At 69.0% G+C, this 20,295-nt stretch carries 20 protein-coding genes and 1 pseudogene; 5 read left to right on the top strand and 16 right to left on the bottom strand.

What is annotated here, in order from left to right:
* Positions 1-3: 3 nt before the first annotated feature.
* The 7 genes and pseudogenes from QAD21_RS02440 to QAD21_RS02410 all read right to left on the bottom strand — a co-directional run.
* A pseudogene (locus QAD21_RS02440) lies at positions 4-186 on the bottom strand (DUF4244 domain-containing protein); the annotation flags it as partial.
* Between the two features lie 139 nt (positions 187-325).
* Positions 326-700, bottom strand: coding sequence for a VOC family protein (locus tag QAD21_RS02435; RefSeq protein ID WP_165630696.1), 375 nt, complete (start codon positions 698-700; stop codon positions 326-328).
* A 35-nt stretch (positions 701-735) separates the two neighbouring features.
* Positions 736-1,353 carry a type II secretion system F family protein gene (locus tag QAD21_RS02430; RefSeq protein ID WP_159371800.1) on the bottom strand — a complete coding sequence of 206 codons (618 nt, stop codon included), beginning with the start codon at positions 1,351-1,353 and terminating at the stop codon, positions 736-738.
* Positions 1,353-2,204, bottom strand: a complete 852-nt coding sequence (locus QAD21_RS02425; RefSeq protein WP_165630698.1) for a type II secretion system protein F — start codon at positions 2,202-2,204, stop codon at positions 1,353-1,355. The genes QAD21_RS02430 and QAD21_RS02425 overlap by 1 nt, the downstream gene beginning before the upstream one ends.
* The gene (locus QAD21_RS02420) at positions 2,201-3,409 is read right to left on the bottom strand and encodes a TadA family conjugal transfer-associated ATPase (RefSeq protein ID WP_159369934.1); all 1,209 of its coding nucleotides are present in this window, start codon (positions 3,407-3,409) and stop codon (positions 2,201-2,203) included. The genes QAD21_RS02425 and QAD21_RS02420 overlap by 4 nt, the downstream gene beginning before the upstream one ends.
* The gene (gene ssd / locus QAD21_RS02415) at positions 3,406-4,467 is read right to left on the bottom strand and encodes a septum site-determining protein Ssd (RefSeq protein ID WP_065630697.1); all 1,062 of its coding nucleotides are present in this window, start codon (positions 4,465-4,467) and stop codon (positions 3,406-3,408) included. Before ssd ends, QAD21_RS02420 begins: the two co-directional genes overlap by 4 nt.
* A gap of 955 nt (positions 4,468-5,422) precedes the next feature.
* The gene (locus QAD21_RS02410; RefSeq protein ID WP_165630699.1) at positions 5,423-6,178 is read right to left on the bottom strand and encodes an oxidoreductase; all 756 of its coding nucleotides are present in this window, start codon (positions 6,176-6,178) and stop codon (positions 5,423-5,425) included.
* A 394-nt stretch (positions 6,179-6,572) separates the two neighbouring features.
* Between QAD21_RS02410 and acs the strand changes: the two genes are divergently transcribed.
* The 3 genes from acs (at position 6,573) to QAD21_RS02395 (ending at position 10,283) form a co-directional block, all read left to right on the top strand.
* Positions 6,573-8,513, top strand: a complete 1,941-nt coding sequence (gene acs, locus QAD21_RS02405; protein ID WP_068970209.1) for an acetate--CoA ligase — start codon at positions 6,573-6,575, stop codon at positions 8,511-8,513.
* A gap of 192 nt (positions 8,514-8,705) precedes the next feature.
* On the top strand, positions 8,706-9,215 hold the full coding sequence (locus QAD21_RS02400; protein WP_165630700.1) for a phage holin family protein: 510 nt from the start codon (positions 8,706-8,708) through the stop codon (positions 9,213-9,215).
* Between the two features lie 3 nt (positions 9,216-9,218).
* Positions 9,219-10,283, top strand: a complete 1,065-nt coding sequence (locus QAD21_RS02395; protein ID WP_137808647.1) for an alpha/beta hydrolase — start codon at positions 9,219-9,221, stop codon at positions 10,281-10,283.
* Here the strand turns inward: QAD21_RS02395 and QAD21_RS02390 are convergent.
* Genes QAD21_RS02390 through nth form a run of 4 tightly spaced genes read right to left on the bottom strand, consistent with a single transcriptional unit; the run spans position 10,198 to position 13,611 of the window.
* Positions 10,198-11,391, bottom strand: a complete 1,194-nt coding sequence (locus QAD21_RS02390; RefSeq protein WP_065630682.1) for a MarP family serine protease — start codon at positions 11,389-11,391, stop codon at positions 10,198-10,200. The two genes, QAD21_RS02395 and QAD21_RS02390, sit on opposite strands and share 86 nt — an antisense overlap.
* Positions 11,388-12,224 (bottom strand): CoA pyrophosphatase, encoded by an 837-nt coding sequence (locus QAD21_RS02385; protein WP_137808648.1) that lies wholly within the window; start codon positions 12,222-12,224, stop codon positions 11,388-11,390. Before QAD21_RS02385 ends, QAD21_RS02390 begins: the two co-directional genes overlap by 4 nt.
* Positions 12,221-12,925: a TlpA disulfide reductase family protein gene (locus tag QAD21_RS02380; RefSeq protein WP_065630680.1), complete on the bottom strand. Its 705-nt coding sequence runs from the start codon at positions 12,923-12,925 to the stop codon at positions 12,221-12,223. Before QAD21_RS02380 ends, QAD21_RS02385 begins: the two co-directional genes overlap by 4 nt.
* On the bottom strand, positions 12,922-13,611 hold the full coding sequence (gene nth / locus QAD21_RS02375) for an endonuclease III (RefSeq protein ID WP_249356304.1): 690 nt from the start codon (positions 13,609-13,611) through the stop codon (positions 12,922-12,924). Before nth ends, QAD21_RS02380 begins: the two co-directional genes overlap by 4 nt.
* A gap of 333 nt (positions 13,612-13,944) precedes the next feature.
* On the opposite strand from nth, the gene QAD21_RS02370 reads away from it, so the two are divergent.
* Positions 13,945-14,208 (top strand): hypothetical protein, encoded by a 264-nt coding sequence (locus QAD21_RS02370; protein ID WP_058251089.1) that lies wholly within the window; start codon positions 13,945-13,947, stop codon positions 14,206-14,208.
* A gap of 179 nt (positions 14,209-14,387) precedes the next feature.
* Positions 14,388-15,062 (top strand): Crp/Fnr family transcriptional regulator, encoded by a 675-nt coding sequence (locus QAD21_RS02365; RefSeq protein ID WP_004022089.1) that lies wholly within the window; start codon positions 14,388-14,390, stop codon positions 15,060-15,062.
* 65 nt (positions 15,063-15,127) lie between these two features.
* On the opposite strand, the gene QAD21_RS02360 is transcribed toward QAD21_RS02365, so the two are convergent.
* The 5 genes from QAD21_RS02360 to QAD21_RS02340 all read right to left on the bottom strand — a co-directional run bounded on the left by QAD21_RS02360 (position 15,128) and on the right by QAD21_RS02340 (position 20,255).
* Complete coding sequence (locus QAD21_RS02360) at positions 15,128-15,949, bottom strand: MBL fold metallo-hydrolase (RefSeq protein WP_277244110.1); 822 nt, start codon at positions 15,947-15,949, stop codon at positions 15,128-15,130.
* A gap of 77 nt (positions 15,950-16,026) precedes the next feature.
* A complete protein-coding gene (locus QAD21_RS02355) occupies positions 16,027-17,169 on the bottom strand; it encodes a flotillin family protein (protein WP_058251087.1) in 1,143 nt (380 codons plus the stop codon).
* 77 nt (positions 17,170-17,246) lie between these two features.
* The gene (locus QAD21_RS02350) at positions 17,247-17,483 is read right to left on the bottom strand and encodes a hypothetical protein (protein ID WP_058251086.1); all 237 of its coding nucleotides are present in this window, start codon (positions 17,481-17,483) and stop codon (positions 17,247-17,249) included.
* Between the two features lie 40 nt (positions 17,484-17,523).
* Positions 17,524-18,759: an MFS transporter gene (locus QAD21_RS02345; protein WP_247451102.1), complete on the bottom strand. Its 1,236-nt coding sequence runs from the start codon at positions 18,757-18,759 to the stop codon at positions 17,524-17,526.
* Positions 18,756-20,255, bottom strand: coding sequence for an MFS transporter (locus QAD21_RS02340; protein WP_311199281.1), 1,500 nt, complete (start codon positions 20,253-20,255; stop codon positions 18,756-18,758). The genes QAD21_RS02345 and QAD21_RS02340 overlap by 4 nt, the downstream gene beginning before the upstream one ends.
* Positions 20,256-20,295: the final 40 nt, after the last annotated feature.

Here is a 20,295-nt window from a genome sequence, read left to right as displayed (position 1 = left end):
TTCGGTCACCACCGTGTAGAGGATCGCCCCGAACGCCGCCGCGGCGATGGTGCCGATCGCGTACTCCGCCGTGGACATGCCTTCCTCGTCGGTCATCAGGCGCGTCATGTGCGCGCCTAGACGTCCGATCACATCGCTTCGATCGTGCGGCGCCGCGGCCTGGGTGGCGTCGTGGGTCCGGAACATGGTGCGTGACATGGTCTCTCCTGGGAGTCGATGGAACCGAGTGAACGGTGTTGCACGTACTTGGACGCAGCGCGTCGCCGTTCGGATCCCTCGGATTTGCCGACCCTGCCGTTCCGGCGCAAACCCCGACGATTCCCGGCTAAGAGGTCGACCACACCCCGAGTTCGTTGCCGCTCGGATCCGTGAAGTGGAACCTACGACCACCGGGAAAAGCGTAGGGGCCGTTCACGATCTCGCCACCCGCCGCGCGCACCCGCTCCACTGAGGCGTCGAGATCGTCGGAGTAGAGCAGCACAAGGGGACCACCGCGTACGGCCGCGACCTCGCTCGTCGCGAGACCCCCGACCTCGGGCAGGTCCGGGCCGCCCGGATTCGCGATTCCCGCGTATACGGGACCGTAGTCGTTGAACTGCCAGCCGAACGCAGCCGCGTAGAACGCCTGCGCCGCGGCCGAGTCGGTGACGGTGAGTTCGATGTAGTCGATGGCATGGTGTCGGTGCCCGGAGTCGGTCATGGAGAACATTCTGCGTCGTCGCACCGACAAGCACGTCAGATCGAACCCAGAACCGACGAGGCGAGCCCGACGACGACCGGGACGATCCCGAGACAGATGAACGCGGGCAGGAAGCACAGTCCGAGCGGGCCGCTGATCGCGACACCGGCCCGTTCGGCGGCGGCGAGTGCGTCGTCGTGCGCCCGGCGTCGAACATCGTCGGCGAGTTCGGCGAGGCCGCCGGCCAGCGACGAGCCGGCCCGCGCCGACCGGCGCGCCATCGCGGCGAGTGCATCGAGATGGTCGTCCGACGTCTCGCCGTCCGGTCCGTCGAGCAGGGCCGACCATGCCGCGTCCGGATCGGCGCCCAGCTGCAGCAGGTCGGCGACATGAGCGAGGGGCGCCGCCATCGACGCCGGCGCGCGTTCGGCGACCACCGAGGCCGCGGTCCCCACCGGCAGACCGGCGCGTAGGCACACCGCGAACAGATCGAAGGCCGCCGCGACCGCGAACGGGTCGTCGGCGGAAGGGCCGGCACCGAGCCACCGCGGCGTGCGATCGGGCGGCGGCGGATCGGTCACCCGATAGAGCAGCCAGCGCGGCGCGGGCCAGATCCACAGCGCGGCCGCGAGCAGCACCGCCGAACACGCTGTACCGGTGAGGCCGCCGGACATCAACGTGCCAGCACCTTGCCGGTGATGCGCTCGGACCAGCCGATCCCCGCCGCGACCAGAGCACACCCGACCACCAGCAGGATCCCTCCCAGGCCACCGCCGAGGAGGACCTGGATCGGACCCGCACCGGTCGCCTGACCCAGGGCGATCCCGAGTAATGGCAGACCGGCGAGGACCGCTGCCGTCGCCCGCGGTCCCGACAGTCCGGCTCGCGTCCGATCCGCGAAGCCACGCCGCGCCTGAAGATCCGAACGCACCGCACCGAGCAGGTCGACCATCGGCAGGCCGCGGTCCTCGGCGATCTGCCAGGCCACGCCGATACGACGCCAGGACGCCTCGCCCGAGACCCTGCCCGCCAGGCCGGCCCCGGACACCGGGTCGATCACCGACCCGCCCAGGGCGGCCCGGAACGCCATCGACTCCAACCCGTTCGCGATCTCCGCTCCGGTGGCCGGGTCATGGGGCTCGCGACGACGGAGTTCGGCGACCGCGACCTCACAGGCCCGGACCGGTGGCGCACCCACCGACAGTTCGGCGATCATCAGCGACAGCCCCAGGAGCAAGTCATCCGACTGGCGGTCGAGGCGCTTCTCCGCCGACCGCCGCCGACGTACCCACAGCACGACCGTCACGACGATCGCGGCAGCGACGGCGGCCGGCAACCCGCCGACCAGGAGCGCCCCGAACGGGACCGTCATCGGGATCAGCACGGCCGGTGCCGATCTCCGGGCGGGGCGGGGTTGTTCGGACACCGTCTGGAGTCGGCTTCTCGCTCGCGGCGCGGCCGACAGCGGCACCGCGATTCCGACGGCTCCCAGGACCAGCGCGGCGGCGACCGGCGTCGACATCATCGTCGGTCCCCCGACACCGGCCCACGCCCGGCGACCAACCGGTCGAAGTGATCGCGCTCCGCCGTGAAACCGCTGTTCCGCAACCAGATCGGCACGATCGTCACGCGTCCGGCGTCGTCACGCCGGACGACCCCGATCTCGGCGAGTCCGCGGGTCCCGCCCGCGTTGCGCGCCACGCCTAGCACCACCTGCAGTGCGGCACCCAGCTGACTGTGAAGAGCGTCGCGGGCCATGCCTCCGAGGGCGGCGAGGGCCTCCATCCGCGCCGGCACCTCCGACGTCGAGTTCGCGTGGACCGTGCCGGCACTCCCGTCGTGCCCGGTGTTCAGCGCGGTGAGGAGGTCGATGACCTCACCGCCGCGAACCTCTCCGACGATGATCCGGTCGGGTCTCATCCGAAGTGCCTGACGGACCAGGGTCCGCACCGGCACCTCGCCCACGCCTTCGACATTCGACGCGCGCGCGACCAACCTCACCACCTGCGGATGGCGCGGGGCCAGTTCGAGCGCATCTTCGACGCAGACGACCCGCTCGCGCGGATCCATCGCTCCGATCAATGCGTTGAGCAGGGTCGTCTTGCCGGTCCCGGTACCGCCGATCACCAGGAATGCCAGGCGGTTCCGGAGGATGTCCTCGATGATCGGCACCACCTCGGACGGGATCGCGCCGCTCTCGACGAGGCTGGGCAGATCCTTGGACGCCGAACGCAGGACCCGCAAGGAGATACATGTCCCGTCCGCGGCAAGCGGTGGGATGATCGCGTGCAGCCGCACGGTGTAGCCGCGCCGACCGACGTTCGACAGCTGCCCGTCGACCCAGGGCTGGGCGTCGTCGAGCCGCCGCCCGGCGCCCAGGGCCAGCCGCCCCGCGAGGCGGCGTACCGACGCCTCGTCCGGGAAGCGGATCGTCGTCTGCTCGAGTCCGGAGCCGCGGTCGACCCAGACCTCGTCGGGACCGGCGACCAGGATGTCGGCGATGTCGGGTTCGGCGAGGAGTTGCTCGAGCTTGCCCGCCCCGGTCAGCTCGGTCTGCAGGAAACGGAGGGCGGCGAGCAGGTCGGTGTCACCCAGCACTCCCCCGGCCTCTGCCCGGATCGCGTCGGCGATGACGGCCGGACTCGGGTCGGCCGCGTCGGCGGCCAGTCGCGAGCGAACCCGGTCCAACAGCGCCTCGTCGGCCGGTCCGTCGATTCGCGCCTGGGTCACGACGCACGCTGGCGGCGCTCGGCGACCCTGGCGTGCACGGTGTGCGCCGCGCGTCCGAGCGGACTGCGAGGCCGCAACCGCAACGGACCACCCTCCAGCCGCCCCGCGAGACGGGGCTCCGGCCGATAGGCGGCGAGCAGTGGGAGTCCGATGGCATCCGCGACCTGTTGCGGACGCAACCCGCCGGGCGACGGGCCGCGCACCACCAGCTCGACGGCCACCTCGTCACCGACGACACGGTCGACGATGCGTCGAGCCGCGGCGCATCCGCCGACGGTGAGTGTGGTCACCACCACCACGACATCGGACGACGCGATCGCGGCGCGCACCACCGGCGCGTCGGACCTGGGCAGGTCGAGCACGACGAGATCACCATGAGTGTGCCCGGCGTCGATGACCGCGGTGACCGCGTCGACACTCAACCCGGCGCTCGGCAGGCGTTGTGAGGTCAACACCGCCAGGCCCTCGCCCGCGTTCGGCAGCGCCTGGTGGAGCGCCGTACCGCCGACGACGCCGCCGTCGAGCGAGAGATCCTGCCACCGCAGCCCGCGGCGGCGCTCGATGCCCAGCAGGAGATCGGCTCCGGCGCCCATGTCGTCGAGGTCGAGCAGAAGCGTGGGCGACTCGGCACCTGCCGACGTCAGCGCAACCGCCGCGGCCAGGGTCGACGCCCCGGCACCACCGTGAGCACCGATGAGCGCCACGACCCCCGCAGGTCGGCGTCTGGGCACCCGGCACTCCGTCAGTACCCGGACGAGGCGTCCTTCGTCGGCCGGGAGCGTCGACGCGTCCTCGATACCCAGTTCCATCGCCATCCGCCAGATGTGTGCTCCCGGTTCGGTCGCACTCACCAGTACGAGACCGGGTCGCCGAGGTGGGCGCACCCGGGCGAGAACGGCGATCGCGGACGGGTCGGCCGCGACGGCCCGGGCGGTCAGCCATTCGCGACGGCAGTCGTCCGCCGGCGCGCTGAGCACGTGGTATCCGGCTGCGGCGGCGCAGCGTGCGACGTCGTCGTGGAGGTCGGGGTCTACGAGAACCAGGAGTTCATCGGGCATGCGGCCGATCATCCGGCAGATGAGCGTTCCGACGGGCGGGATCGCGGGCGGTTGGGGATGGCGACGAAGGCTGTGGACAAACTCGCGCAACCGGCGGGGTCTCGGGATACAACAGACCCCAGACAGAGGACAACCCCGGCCAGGGGGGGAGGAGGCCGGGGTCGTCACGTTTCAGCCCCGGGGGGTCGGGCTGAAACGCACCGGTATGAGAACCGGGTACCGATGACTATACACACGGGTTTGGATTATTTGCAAGCACAACAATCCTATTCACTAATGTCCGTTCTACTGCGGAGTAACCAGGAGATCGAATGCGACGCCCGTTCCGGGCGCCTATTCGGGAATCGCGATTCAGGTCCGCGAATCGCGCAACGTCTTTGCAACGTTCCCGCTCGAGGCCGCCGAATGCCCTGACCGGACACCCACCACCCCCGAACCGCCGGCAAATTCCGTCGAAGATGCTGCGTCACAGAGTTATTCGTCGCCATCCGCAAGTTGTTCAACATTCCGACGCCGAACGCTTGATGTGATCGGCGTCACGGTGTAGAACAGTGGTTACGGAATCTCGGAAGGCCAAGTTCGATCCGGAAGAGAAGGAACGGACCCCCACGCCGAGCACTTCCCAGCACGGGCGGCAAGCACCCACGCGGAGCACGCCGCATATGGCAAAAGTGTTGTGCGCCTGCGACATCACAGTCAGGACGACCGACCGCCACCACTCGATGCGCCACCGCCTTCCTCTCGTGAGGCGCCAGGCCCGAGAGGAATGGCCCACAGCTGGCAGCACGTGGACGGTCAGTAATCCCGACTCGCGATCAATCGCCGAGGCGGTGACCACAACCCACCAAGCACGCTTGGTAACTTGAGTCCGTGCTACGCGGGCGGCAACCGCGTCGTTTACGACGCCGGCGGCCGCCCGCAGTGCTGTCCGGGCCGGGTTCGAGACCTCGCGAGACTAACCCGACCGGGCCGCGTCCGCAATCGACTTCGCCTCGGCCGCACCGGCTTCCAGAGCCTCGCAGCAGAAGATGATCCAGTCCCGCAGGCCCGACTCGGTACCCGCCCCGAAGTTCGTCGCCAACGTGCGGTACTCGCCTACCCGCTTGAACCAGGTCACCTCCGGCACGCCGAGGCAGTGCGGGTCCAGCCCGGTCGCGGCGCCGACGAGCCGGGACGCGGCACGGGCGACGACACCGTTGGCAGCGGGGAAGGCGTTCACCGCCAGCAGCTCGCCGTGCACCACCGCCACGAGCACCGGCGCCGGGACCGAGGTGGCGCCGGTTGTCAACTGCCCCAACAAGTTGAGACGTTCGGCGACATCCGTCCCACTTCGGGGCCGCCCGAGATCTTCCGGGTCGTCGACGAGGTCGGCGGCGGCGAGGGTGTGCAACCTCGCCAGCGCCTGTGCGGGTGCTCGGCGGATCACCGAGGTGAGTGTGAGCAGAGAATCGCCGTCGAGGGCCTGCGACACCCGCATCGCGCCGGCGAGGATCGGGTCGTCGAAGTCGCCATCGCGTCGGAGCTCGACACTTCCGCCGTCGATCGCGGCCGAGGACCGGCCCGCCCGCCACGACGCCTCGGTGGCGGTCTTGTCCCATCCCCGCAGGTTGGCGGGGTGCCGGTGCACTGCGGACAGGGCATCCCGTGCTCGATCGGCGGCGGCGGCGACGCCGGGCAGCTCCAGCAGGGGCAACAGTGGGTCGGTGGTCACGAACCGACGATAGTTGCGGCCGCGGACCGCTCACCAGGTCGCCCTCGGTTCGGTCGATCAGGGCTACCGATTCGAACACCCGCGGCGACAACCGAATAGATACCGATGATCCATTGTTAGTCACCGTTTCAGAAATTCCGCACCTGTAATTGTCCGTGACGTTCGTCAGTTGACTGACCGAAGCGCATCGCTCCCGACGTCGGTGCGGTCCAGAGACCATCGCGACCGCTCGTCGCCGCTTACCCGCCGTTCGTCGCCAATCGGCCGCGCTCACATACCGGACGGTTCCAGCCTAGACCGCGACGTGACTACGCTCACACTGATTGCCCGTTCTGACGCCAGGTCACCCTACTGTTGGGTGACCGCCGTCGACAGCGAAAGGCCCTTGTCACCGATGTCCTCCACCGTCCAGGCATTTCCTCCCTCCGACGAGTTCGTCGCCCAGGCCAACGGCACCGCCGAGATGTATGACCAGGCCGATGCCGATCGCCTCGAGTTCTGGGCCGAGCAGGCCCGGCGGCTGGACTGGGCCACCGAATTCACCACCACCCTCGACTGGTCCGACGCCCCGTTCGCCAAGTGGTTCGTCGGTGGCAAGCTCAACGTCGCGGTCAACTGCGTGGATCGGCACGTCGCCGCAGGCAAGGGCGATCGGGTCGCCATCCACTGGGTCGGTGAACCCGGCGACACCCGCGACCTCACCTACAGCCAGCTGCTCGCCGAGGTCAGCAAGGCCGCCAATTACTTCTCGTCCATCGGGCTGGTCGCCGGTGATCGTGTCGCCATCTACATGCCGATGGTCCCCGAGGCCCTGATCTCGATGCTCGCCTGCGCCCGCCTCGGCCTCACCCACTCCGTGGTCTTCGCCGGCTTCTCCTCCGGAGCGCTGCGCTCCCGCGTCGACGACGCCGAGGCCAAGCTCGTCATCACCACCGACGGGCAGTACCGCCGTGGCCAGCCGGCGCCGTTGAAGACCCAGGTCGACGAGGCGCTCGGCACCGGCGACGACGCGGCGGAATCCGTGGAGAAGGTCCTCGTCGTGCGTCGTACCAACCACGACCCCGACCTGAACTGGGTCGAAGGCCGCGACGTGTGGTGGGAAGACACCGTCGACGAACAGTCGGACACCCACGACGCCGAGGCCTTCGATGCCGAACACCCACTCTTCCTGCTCTACACCTCGGGCACCACCGGCAAGCCCAAGGGCATCGTCCACTCCTCCGGCGGTTACCTCACCCAGGTCAGCTACACGTTCCACTACGTCTTCGACCACAAAGAAGGCCGCGATGTCTTCTGGTGTGGCGCCGACATCGGCTGGGTGACCGGCCACTCCTACCTCGTCTACGGTCCGCTCTCCAACGGCGCGACCGAGGTCGTCTACGAGGGAACCCCCAACTCCCCCAACGAACACCGCCACTTCGAGATCATCCAGAAGTACGGCGTCACCATCTACTACATCGCGCCGACCCTGATCCGCACCTTCATGAAGTGGGGACGGGAGATTCCCGACGCCCACGACCTGTCCAGCATCCGGCTGCTCGGCAGCGTCGGCGAACCGATCAACCCCGAGGCCTGGAAGTGGTACCGCGAGGTCATCGGCGGCAACTCCGCGCCCATCGTCGACACCTGGTGGCAGACCGAGACCGGCGCCATCATGATCTCGCCGCTGCCCGGCGTGACCGCGACCAAGCCGGGATCGGCGATGAAGCCCCTGCCCGGTATCAGCGCCAACATCGTCGACGACCAGGGCAACCCGGTCGGCGCCGGTGAGCAGGGCTACCTCGTGCTCGACCAGCCGTGGCCGTCGATGCTGCGCGGGATCTGGGGCGACGACGAGCGTTTCCGCGACACGTACTGGTCACGTTTCGCCGAGCAGGGCTGGTACTTCGCCGGCGACGGCGCCCGCTACGACGAGGACCACGCACTCTGGGTCCTCGGACGCGTCGACGACGTCATGAACGTCTCCGGCCACCGCATCTCCACCGCCGAGGTCGAGTCCGCGCTCGTCGGGCACTCCGGAGTCGCCGAAGCCGCGGTCATCGGCGCCGCCGACGAGACCACCGGCCAGGGCATCGTCGCCTTCGTCATCCTGCGCGAGGGCGTGGAGAACACCGGCGACCAGCTGATCGCCGAACTGCGCCAGCAGGTGTCGGTGGAGATCTCGCCGATCGCCAAACCCCGCGAGATCAACGTCGTCCCCGAACTGCCCAAGACACGCTCGGGCAAGATCATGCGCCGCCTGCTCAAGGACGTCGCCGAAGGCCGCGAACTCGGCGACACCTCCACCCTCGTCGACCCCTCGGTCTTCGAAGCGATCCGCGCGAAGAAGGCCTGAGGCCGTTCGAGTTCTCCAGGGCCTGCCGACCTGAGGTCGGCAGGCCCTGCCCGTCTTCGCGCCACTCCATTCGACGGGTGGCTCGCCACCCCATTCGACGGGTGGCTCGCCACCCCATTCGACGGGTGGCTCGCCACCCGGACCGCCCGCGCATGGCAACATATGGCCATCAGCCGAACAACGGAGGATTCTGTGAGCCCCAACGAGCACGGCCTGCCCGACGCGGGCCGGGACTCCGTCCCGTCGATCCCGCTCTCCGACGCCAACGCCGGCCGCAACGGCGAGCCGACGATCGGAAGCCTGGTCAAGGACGCGACCGCCAGTGTCTCCACCCTGTTCCGATCTGAGGTCGCGCTCGCCAAGGCCGAGCTGGTCACCGAGGCCAAGAAGGCCGGCGCGGGCACCGGGCTGCTCATCGTCGCCGGTGTGATGGCGCTCTACGCGAGCTTCTTCTTCTTTTTCTTCCTCGCCGAACTGCTCGACGAGTGGGTCTGGCGCTGGCTGGCGTTCCTCATCGTGTTCCTCATCCTGGTGGCGGTCACGCTGATCGCCGCGTTCGTCGGATACCTGTTCTTCAAACGCGTGCGCGGACCCGCGAAGACGATCGAGACGGTCAACGAGCTGCCGACCGTCCTGCCCCACCGGGCCGCGGCGCACGACACCACCACGCACCCGAGAATCCCGCCCGCCCGCGAAGGGTGATCCGTGAGCGAGGAGCCCGACCCCTCGACCGTTCGTCTCCCGGGTGATTGGGAGCATCTCGACGTCCGCGCCAACGGAGTCCGTTTCCACGCCGTCCAGCCCGCCGGCGTTCCCGCCGATGACCGCCCGCTGGTACTGCTGCTGCACGGTTTCGGGGAGTTCTGGTGGAGCTGGCGACATCAGCTGACCGCGCTCACCGACGCCGGCTTCCGCGCCGTCGCCGTCGACCTCCGCGGCTACGGCGACACCGACAAACCGCCGCGCGGCTACGACGGCTGGACCCTGGCCGGCGACACCAACGGCCTCGTCCGCGCGCTCGGACACACCCGGGCCACCCTGATCGGACACTCCGACGGCGGCCTGGTCTGCTGGGCGACCGCCACGCTGCACCCACGCGTCGTCGATCGGATCGTCGTCATCGCGTCCCCGCACCCCCGCGCCCTGCGTCGACGCGTGTTGCGCGACAAGGCACAACGCACACAGTTCCTACCTCTGTTCCTGCGCAACCAGATCCCCCGCCTCGGTGAACGGCAGGTCACCCGCGACGACGCGGCCTTCGTGTCCGACTACTTCGCGGAACGGTCGTCGGCTCCATGGCGCGGTGAACCCGACTACGCGCACACCGTCGAACTCAACCGGTCGGCCATGCTGATCCCCAACGTCGCGCACTGCAGCCTGGAGTACCGGCGCTGGGCGTTCCGTTCGCAGTTCCGACCCGACGGCGCCCGCTTCATGGAACTGATGGACCAGCGGCTGCATCTCCCCGTGCTGGCCCTGCGGGGCCGCGACGACCCGTACATCCTCGACGACGCGATGGCCGACAGTCACCGATGGGCCGCGCACCAGACGTATCGGCAGGTCGAGGGCAGCGGCCACTTCGTCCATCAAGAACAACCGGCCGCGGTGACCGAGCACATCCTCGAGTTCCTACGCCACGAACCCGCACCCACGGCCGACGGCGCGCGCCGATCGGCCCGCAAGGTCAGGCGAGGACGCAACGTTGCGTACTCACCCGCTCGCTTCGTCGCTCGGATTCGTCGAAGTCGGAGCGCACCTGACGGGCGGTGAGCACGAAACCGGTCTCGTCGGCGGCATTCTCGGCCGCACCGAAGACCACACCGAGCACCTCGCCGTCCGAATTCAGCAGCGGTCCACCCGAATTGCCCTGCCGGATCAGACCACGGACGGCGTAGACCTCACGGGTCACCTGCCCGGTCCGGTAGATGTCGTCACCGGTGTGGGCGAAGACCGCACGCACCCGCAGCGGGCTCACGTAGAACGGTCCGGCCTCGGGGAAACCGAGTGCGATGGCGTCGTCCCCGGTCGACGCGGGGCGTGAGGCGAACCGCAGGGCCGGCGCCCGGAGGCCCGGGACGTCGAGAACCGCGATGTCGTTCTCGCTGTCGAAGAGCACGACGCGCGCCGGGAGCTGCGCCCCCGTCGAGGTCTGGACCTCCAGCCGTTCGGTGCCCGCGACCACGTGCGCGTTCGTCATGACGCGCTCCGGAGAGACGACGAACCCGCTCCCCTCGAGAGCCTGCCGGCAGCTCGGTGCCACGCCTTCGATCTTCACCACGCTGGGACGCGCCTGCGTCACCACCGGCAGTTCGGCCAGCGCCTGATCGGGAGGGTCGACGTTCGTCGACGGGGTGCTGACGAACGGGAGCTTCGGGAGTCCCGAACTGTCCAGGAGCGCCTTGAAGTCGTCCGGGATGTCGTCGACCCACTGCGGCGACACCGCGTCGACCCCGGTGAGCACCTTCGAGTCCCGAACCGCCCCGGCGATCGCCGGGTCGGCGGACTCGCGCAGCGGGATCGCCAGCAGGCCCGCGGCCAGCAACACCGCGACCACCTGTAGGAGCGAGCCGACTCCGCTGTCGACGGCGCGCAGCCCGGGCGACCGGATGCCACCGCGAGCCGCACGTCCCAGAACCATGCCGGCCACCTCGCCGACGACCACGAGCACGACCAGCACCAGAATCCCGGCGAGCACCCGCACCTGCAGATCGTCGAACTGCTCGATCAGGCGGGGCGCGAGCAGCAGACCGGCTACGGCGCCGAGTGCGACTCCGATGAACGCCAGGGCCGAGGCGACCGCACCCGACCGGTACCCGCTGGCCGCCGCGAGCAGGGCTATGCCGATCACGATGATGTCGACCCACGTCGAGCCGGTCATCGGGTACCTCCGGGCTCGGCGTTACCGGCGTCGACCACGTCGCGGTCGTCCGGGTGCAGCTCCGCGAACCCGGATTCCTGCCGGCTCCCGGCGAGCTCGATCATCTTCTCCAACGAACGAACGTCGGCGGAGTCCCACGGACGGTCCCAGCCGGACACCTCGCTGATGGCGGCGATGAGCCCACCCGTGAATCCCCAGACGAGCAGCTGTTCGACGAAGAACGCGGGCCCCTTGTAGACGATGCCGACCGCCTTGCGGCGGACCTGGAACCGGTTGTCCGGGTTCAGCAACTCGCGCAGTTTGATCCGGTCCACGCGCGCGGTCTCGCCCTGGTCGACGACGCGCACCTCGCTCGGGCGGTGCCAGTAACCGATCACCGGGACGACGTCGAAGCCCGAGACCCCGACGGGAAAGCTCGGCAGGGTCGCGAGGATCGTCACCCCGGATGCGTCGAGGCCGGTCTCCTCCGCCGCCTCGCGCAGCGCGGTGCCCACCGGGAAGTCGTCGCCGGGATCGGCCGCGCCCCCGGGGAACGCGACCTGCCCGCTGTGCTGGCGAAGTGTGGGAGCGCGCTCGGTCAGCAGGACCTCGGCGTCGGCCGGCACCCCGCCGGGATGATCGTCGGCCGACTCCCACGAACCCGAGAACAGGATCAGAACGGCCGCCGACCGGGAGTTGGTCGGCAACATCGACGCCCAGCGCGATCGATCCCCGCCGCGGTTGTCGACGCTTTTCCTGACGGCGCTGACATCGTCGGTCAACGCCCGCAGCCACGGCGGGATCTCGTCCCTCGGGACCAGCGGTCCCGCATCGGCGCGCGAACGCCCGCTCATATCCGCACGCCCAGATGCTCGGCCACCGAATCGGCGATCTCCTCCGGACTGTCGAAGACACCGGGATAGACCTCGGCAACCGTGCCGTCGGGTCGAAGAAAGACGGTCGAGGGGAACACCCTGGGCGCGTTGATGGCCGCGGCCACCTTTCCGTCGAGGTCGAGCACGGACGGCAAGCGGACTCCGATCTCGGTGAGCAGCGTCAGCGGGAAGAACGGGTTGCTACCGCCTTCCTTGGCGTGCAGGGCCAGCACGGTGACCCGGTCGCCGGCCCGCGCGGCGAACTCCTCGAAGTAGGGCAGCTCGGTCTTGCACGGACCGCACCACTGCGCCCAGACGTTGATGACGAGCGGCCGGCCGGCCGTCGAGGCACCGAGGTCGTAGGGCGCTCCGGTACTCAAGCAGGGTTCGACGACGCCGTCGAGGACGGAGTCCGGCGACTCCGGCAGTCCGGTGACCGGGCAGTCCGGCAGGTCGGCGGTGCTGCGCGCCTCCGCCAGACGCGCCTCGTCCACCGGCGCATCGATCGGGCGGACTCCACTCGACGAGGGCGGTGCGCTCGACATCGGCGACGGATCGTCCCCGCGCGGCCAGATCGCCACGATCAGCGCGATCATCACGACCACGAAGACCACGGTCCATCGCGCGGCGGGCGGGAAACGAGAACCCCGGGGCGACGCCGGGCCGCTTGGTTCGCTCACGGGGCCGCGATCCCGGCCAGCGCGAGGAGATGCTCGGTCTCCGGCCCCTTCACCAGGGCCGCGGCCTCGGTCTTGTCCATCGGTCCGGTGCCCACCGACGGACAGTCCTTGGCGAGGACGCACACCCCACACGCCGGCTTGCGCGCATGACACACCCGTCGGCCGTGGAAGATCACCCGGTGCGACAGGTCCGTCCACTCCCGCCGCTCGATCAGCTCGCCGACCGCGTGCTCGACCTTCACCGAATCGGTCTCCTCGGTCCACTGCCAGCGCCGGACCAGGCGGCCGAAGTGGGTGTCGACGGTGATGCCGGGCACACCGAACGCGTTGCCCAGCACCACGTTCGCGGTCTTGCGCCCGAACCCGGGCAGCGACACCAGATCCTTCAGATTGTCCGGGACCTCCCCGTCGAACCGCTCGACGAGCGCCTGCCCGAGTCCGATGATCGAGTTCGCCTTGTTCCGATAGAAGCCGGTGGGACGGATCATCTCCTCGAGCTCGGTGCGGTCCGCCCCGGCATAGTCCGCGGCCGTCCGATACCTGGCGAACAGCGCGGGGGTGGTCATGTTCACACGCACATCGGTGCACTGCGCCGACAGGATCGTCGCCACCGAGAGCTCGAGCGGGTCGGTGAAGTCGAGTTCGCAGTACACGTGCGGGAAGGCGACCTGGAGGGTCCGATTCATCCGCCGAGCGCGCCGGACCAATCCGAGATGGGTCTCCTGCTTGCGTGCCGGGGTCGGTCCCGCGGCCGCAGACTTGCGTGCGCTCACCTGATTCAGGTTAGCGATGCGCACGGCGAAGCCCGATTCCGCTGGCCCCCGACACGGGGCGAAGCACTCTCACACACCCCCTGAATGGAACATCACCGCAGGTCAGAACCGCGTGTTCGCCCTGGGAGAAGGGCTGGTCACGGCCACATCGGCGTGCTCACGCGCAACCTACGGTCAGGTAACAAGTCAATGACGGCGGCCCTCTCGATGCGGTTCCGGGCGGGTCGATTGTGTTTACTTGTCCCCATGCACGGTCTCGCGGCGCTGCTGTTCCCGGCTGTACTCATGTTGTTCGCCATGGGCATGGACAAGGTCCAGTCCCGGATCGACCGCTCGGCGGTCTCACGCGATGAGGTGGAGGACTTCCTCGACTCGGCCGACGCCCAGAACGTCCAGACCCTCGCCCGCGAGGGCATGCCGGCCGCGCTCGACGAACTCCGCGACCGACGGGTCACCCGTCACGAATCAGCGGTGTCCGGCCACACCGAATCGCCGCAGCGGGCCAGCTGACCGGCCGTCGCCGCCCCCGCTTCCGTACCGCCCGACCACCGCGTCGACACTCCGCCAATCGGACACACCCGCAATGAGCTTCCAGTGACCCATCCAACACATATGCTTGTGCGCGGGGTAGCGTAGCCAACGGCGCGATCTGACGCGGGCTGTAGAGAGATTCGAGAAAGGTTCCCTAGGTGGAAGAAGTACTGGCGCGGGCGGGCATATTCCAGGGCGTCGAGCCCTCCGCCGTCGCGGCGCTGACCAAGCAGCTTCAGCCCGTCGACTTCCCTCGCGGACACGTGATCTTCCACGAAGGCGAGCCCGGCGATCGGCTCTACATCATCATGTCCGGCAAGGTGAAGGTCGGCCGACGCTCGCCCGACGGACGCGAGAACCTGCTGACGATCATGGGCCCGTCCGACATGTTCGGCGAACTCTCCATCTTCGATCCCGGCCCCCGTACCTCGTCGGCGACGACGGTCACCGAGGTCCGCGCGGTGTCGATGGACCGTGACGCGCTGAAGGCGTGGATCAAGGACCGTCCGGAGATCGCCGAGCAGCTGCTGCGCGTGCTGGCACGCCGCTTGCGCCGCACCAACAACAACCTCGCCGACCTCATCTTCACCGACGTGCCCGGTCGCGTCGCCAAGCAGCTCCTGCAGCTTGCGCAGCGCTTCGGCACCCAGGAGGGCGGCGCGCTGCGCGTCACCCACGACCTGACCCAGGAAGAGATCGCCCAGCTCGTCGGCGCGTCGCGCGAGACCGTCAACAAGGCGCTCGCCGACTTCGCCCAGCGCGGATGGCTGCGCCTCGAGGGCAAGAGCGTGCTCATCGCCGACTCGGAGCGTCTCGCGCGCCGCGCGCGCTGACTCGAGTTCACCACGAAGCCGCTCGCTCCTCCGGGAGCGGGCGGCTTTGCTCTTCCCTCGAAGGGTCAGGCTTCGCGCAAATACTCCAACTGTGCCTTCACCGACATCCGCGCGGCGGGCCACAGCTTCTTGTCGACGTCGGAGTACACCTTGCGCACCACCTTCATCGGCTTCGCGTCGCGGGCCGAGACACCCATCGTGTCCAGAGCGGCGACGATCTGGTCGATCCGCTCCTCGCGATGCGCCTTGTAGTACCGCGCGACGGGGCCCAGATCGGGATGGTCCGGACCGTGCGCCGGGAGCAGTGCCGCTCCTTCCCCTTCGACGATCAGACGGTTCAGCGAGTTCAGATAGTCGCGCAACCCGCCGTCGGCGGGATCGAGCACGGTCGTGCCACTCCCGAGGATCGTGTCGCCGGTCAGGACCGCACGTTGTCCGTCGTGTTCGACGAGGAAGCTGACGGAATCCCCCGTATGTCCCGGGGTGAACAGCACCGTGATCCGCAGACCCGCGGCCTCGATCACCTCACGATCCCGCAGTGGCGCCCCGTTGCGGCAGTGCTTCTCCAACCGAGCGCGTACCGGCGCACCCGTGCGCTTGTGCAGGCGCGACACCCCGCCGGTGTGGTCGAAGTGCCGGTGGGTCACCAAGACCAGTGCGACCCCGGGCAATTCGGCGAGGCGCCGGGCGTGGTGTTTGTACTTCGGCGGTCCCGGGTCGATGACCACGCATTCCTCGCTGCCGGGAGCGCGCAGCACGTAGGTGTTCGTGCCGTCGAGTTCCATCATCCCCGAGTTGTCGCACAGCAGGACCGACGCGAAGGGGGTCACTTCCCGCAGCACCCCGTAGGCAGGGTGCGTGGGTGCGGCGTCGTTCGGTGAGCCCATGGTCCCCGAGCCTATCCACTCGGTGCGGAGAACCGGGCGAAGCCCGACGATCCGACCATGCCGAGTCGATCCCCGGGTCAGACCCCGCCGACCGTCGCACCGTTCACGGACTGCTCGCCGGCCGACCCGTCCACCACCGTGGGCGCCACCTGATCCTGCAGGCTGCGCAGCAGCGCGGCACCCTGGGTGATCACACCGGTCATGATCTCGTTGACGCCCTCGGCCCCGTTGTACACGGTGAGGTTCGCGGTGCTGAGGCCCTTGGCGACCTCGCCGACGAGCGTGGGCAGGGCCTCGATGAGCTGCTGATCGAGGGCGATGCGGTTGTGCTGTGCGGCGGCCGCCGACTGGATCTCGACCGCCTTGGCCTCCGCCTCGGCGATGATCTGTCGTCGTAGCGCCTCGGCCTCGGCCGGTTTCACCACTTCGGAGATCAGTTCCTGTTCACGGAGTTCGGCCTGCGCCTGCGCGAGCACGGACTGTTCGCGGATGACCTCTTGGTTGACCCGCGCCTGCGCGAGCGGACCGGCCTGGGCGGCTTCGGCATTGGCCTTGTCGGTCTCGGCCTTGATCGCAGCCCGCTTGATCGCAGTCTCCCGCTCGTAGTCGGCCTGGTTCCGCAGCGACTCCTGCTGCGCCTTCGCCGACTCCTGGTCGGCGCGAGCACGCTCGACCGCCGCCTCGCGCTGCACCTTGGCGATGTTCGGGGCAGCCAGCGCGTTGATGTAACCGGAATCCATGTCGTCGATCGACTGGATCTGGAACGAGTCGACGACGAGACCGATCGATCCCATCTCACGCTTGGACGCGTCGAGCACCTGACGAGCCAGGGTGTCGCGCTCGCGGATGATCTGCTCGACGGTCATCGAGCCCACGATGGAACGCAGGTGACCCGAGAAGATCTGTCCGGTCAGCTGATTCATCTCGTTCTCCTGCTCGGAGATGAAGCGCTGTCCGGCGTTGACGATCGACGCCACGTCATTCCCGACCTTGTGGGCGATGACCGCCCGCACGTTGAGTTGGATGCCCTGGGTCGTCACACAGACCTCGCGGATCGTCGCCTCGTGCAACGCCATCGACAGGAAACGGACCTTCCGGAAAAAGGGCATGACCCACTTCCCGTGCCCGACGACGACCACGAACGGCGCATCGTCGAAGTCGGACTTGGCGCCGGAGATCAGCATCGCCTCATCGGGTTCGGGAACGTAGTAGCCGAGCATGGTCTCTCCTCGAGCGGCAGGCGATATGTGTCGACGTCAGATCCTGCCGCATCCGGGACCTTTCGACGATCGGTTGTTCACATGGTTCGGTTCGCCGTGCCGGGGACCGGTACCCATGGCTCGACATCGACGACTCGGCCGGAACGTTCGGCGATGACCAGAACGGGCGCGTCGAGCCCGATCGGTGCGGCGGCGCGGGCGAGGAACCGCTCGGTTCCGCCGGCCAACGGCAGTTCGATCTCCCCGAGGAGTTCGCCGCCCGGTATCGACATCGTCACCGTCCCGGTACGCCCGACGAGTTGCGATGCTGCCATCCGACGGCCTCCCCAGTGTCCCCGATCCGTGTGTCGAACCCTAGGCCATGGCGGTCCGTCGTCGGTCGCGGACACCGTCGAGCACCACGTAGGCCGCCGTGAGCACCGCGATCACGGCGGCGCCGAGCACCAGAACCCCGTAGCCGAAGGCCCCGACGACGAGTCCGGAGAGCGCGCCCGCGGCCGCGCCGGCCAGACTCATCGCGGTGTCCGAAACCCCCTGCGCCGGTGCGCGTCGCGCGGTGTCGACACTGTCGGTGAGGAGCGTGGAGGCCGCCACCGTCGACGCCGACCATCCCACGCCGAGCAGGACCAGCGCGACGACGAGACCCGTCTGCGATTCCGCGACGACGAATCCGACGACGCAGCTGACGACGAGTGTCGCCTGACCGCCGAGGATCACCGGGATCCGGCCGGTCCGGTCGGCGAGCAGGCCCATCACCGGTGCGAGCGCGTACATCCCGGCGATGTGCGCGCTGATCGACAGGCCGACCAGCGTCACCGAGGCGCCCCCGTGATGCATGTGGACCGGCGTCAGCGCCATCACCCCGACCATGACCGCGTGCGCCGACACCACCGCGGCCATCGCGGCCCGCGCCGGCGGCGAGTGCGTGATCGCCGAGAGCCCCTCGGCCAGCGACACTTTGACACGACCCCCGTCCGTTTCGCAGGTCACCACGACCAGCGGGTCGGGGCGGAGGCCGACGAACAGCACGGCCGCCGCCCCGAAGCACCCGACCGCACCCACGAGGAACGGACCCGACAGATCGGCCATCGCGAACCACCCGGCGACGGTGGCGCCGATCGGGACCACCGCCGGCCCGATCACCGCGCCGACCATCGTCGTCCACACCACGAGCGAGAGGTCGCGGCCACGAGTGCCGGCCGACGACAGATCCGTTGCCGCGAAACGTGCCTGCAGGCTCACCGCGGTGCCCGACCCCACCCCGGCCATCCCGACGAGCATCAACGCGAACCAGCCGCGATCGACGGCGGCGGCCACGACCAGCGAACCGGCCCCGGCGATCACCAGGCCCGTGGTCAACGCGGGACGCCGCCCGCGTCCGGCGGCCAGGGACGCCAACGGGAGACCGGCGGCCGCGGCCCCCAGCGTGACCACGGTCGTCGGTATGCCGGCGAGGGACGCCGTTCCCGACAGTTCCTCACCGAGGATCGCCCCAAGCGCCAGGGCTCCGCCCATCGACAGGCCGGCCAGGATCTGGGCCGTGCACAGCAGGACGATGGTCCGCCGTTGCAGAGCGACGTTCTCACTCATGATCGCGGACGACCGGGTCTGCTCCGCATCCGCAGCGAATTGATCGTGCCGAGAACACCCGCAGCGAGTGGGACCACCAGCGCCACCTGTAGCGCGACCGGCCGGACTTCGGTGTTGATCCGGATGATCTCGTCGCTTACGTCCGTGGGCTGCCCGGCCAGCAACTCGGTCAGTTGTGTATTGCTCATGACCTGTGCGTCGTCGTCGAGCACCTGCGCCACCCGCTGCTGTTCCGCGGGCGCCAGGACCTCGCTGGACTCTGCCTCGCGCGCGAATCCGAAGGCGAGCGAGGCCAACAGGATCGCACCGGCACTCGCGAGTCCGAAGGACAGACCGAATGATCCGGCCGCAGAGTTGGTTCCGGCCGCCTCGCTCACACGCTCGTCGCTCATCGGCCCGAGCGTGTAGTCGTTCAGCTGCGAGACGAGCAGCCCCAGGCCGGCACCCGCCACGACGAGTGGCACGACGAGACCCCAGCCGAAGTCCGCCCGCGGCACGATCGGGAGCAGAACCGCGACCCCGAGCGTGAGCAAGCCGAAACCGATGAGCACCAACGTCGACGGGGGCCGGGTGTGTGTCCGCCGACCGGCGACCAGCGCGACCGCGAACATGCTGAGCGACAGGGGCGCCAGGGACAACCCGGCCTCCATGGCGTCGTACTCGAGGACCATCTGCAGATAGATCGGCAGCGAGATCATGATGCCGCCGAGAGCGATCTGCTGCAGCAACTGCTGGCTGACGCCCAGGCGGAACGGCTTGGAGCGAAACAGGTCCGGGTCCAATAGCGTGGGCCGCCCGGCGCGCCGCCGGCGGGTCAGCCACCAGGTCAGTCCGCCCAGACCCGCGGCACCCAGGACCAGCAGGATGCCGACGGCCTCACCGCCCTCCTGCCAGACGAGGATCCCCAGCACGATCCCACCCATTCCCAGCACCGAGAGCAGAGCACCGACGGGGTCGACTCCCCGTGGACCCGTGTACTCGACGTCGCGGACCAAACCGATGCCGCACAACACGATCGCGATGATGACGACCTCACCGACGAAGGCGATCCGCCAGGACAGGTATGTGGTGATGAAACCGCCCAGGAGCGGGCCGACGGCGGCCGCGATCGCGGCGGCGGCGCCCACGAGGGCGTAGACCCGCTTCTGGTCGCCGCCGTGAAAGTTGCCGTGTACCAGCGACTGCATCGCGGGCAGGAGCAGGGAAGCCCCTATCCCGCCGACGATCGCCCAGAAGACGATGATCGTCGTGAGACCTTGTGCGAGCGCCATGGCCGACGCGCCCACGGCATAGGCGAGCAAACCGATCACGTAGGCCCGCCGGCGACCGATCAGATCCCCGACCTTGCCCCCGATCAGGATGAACGCGGCGGACACCAACGCCTCGAGCGCAATCGCCGACTGCACACCGCTCACGGTCGTGTCCAGATCACGGACCACCGCCGATATGGACACATTCATGAACGAGGTGTCCACGACGAGAACGAACATCGCCATCGCGAGGAGCAGCGCGAGGACCCGCTGCTTTCCCGACAGC

Origin of the sequence: Gordonia sp. SMJS1 (assembly GCF_029866425.1) — a bacterium.
Classification (GTDB): domain Bacteria; phylum Actinomycetota; class Actinomycetes; order Mycobacteriales; family Mycobacteriaceae; genus Gordonia; species Gordonia hongkongensis.
The sequence above is the reverse complement of the archived record's forward strand: the minus strand, read 5'-3'. Positions and strand labels throughout refer to the sequence as shown.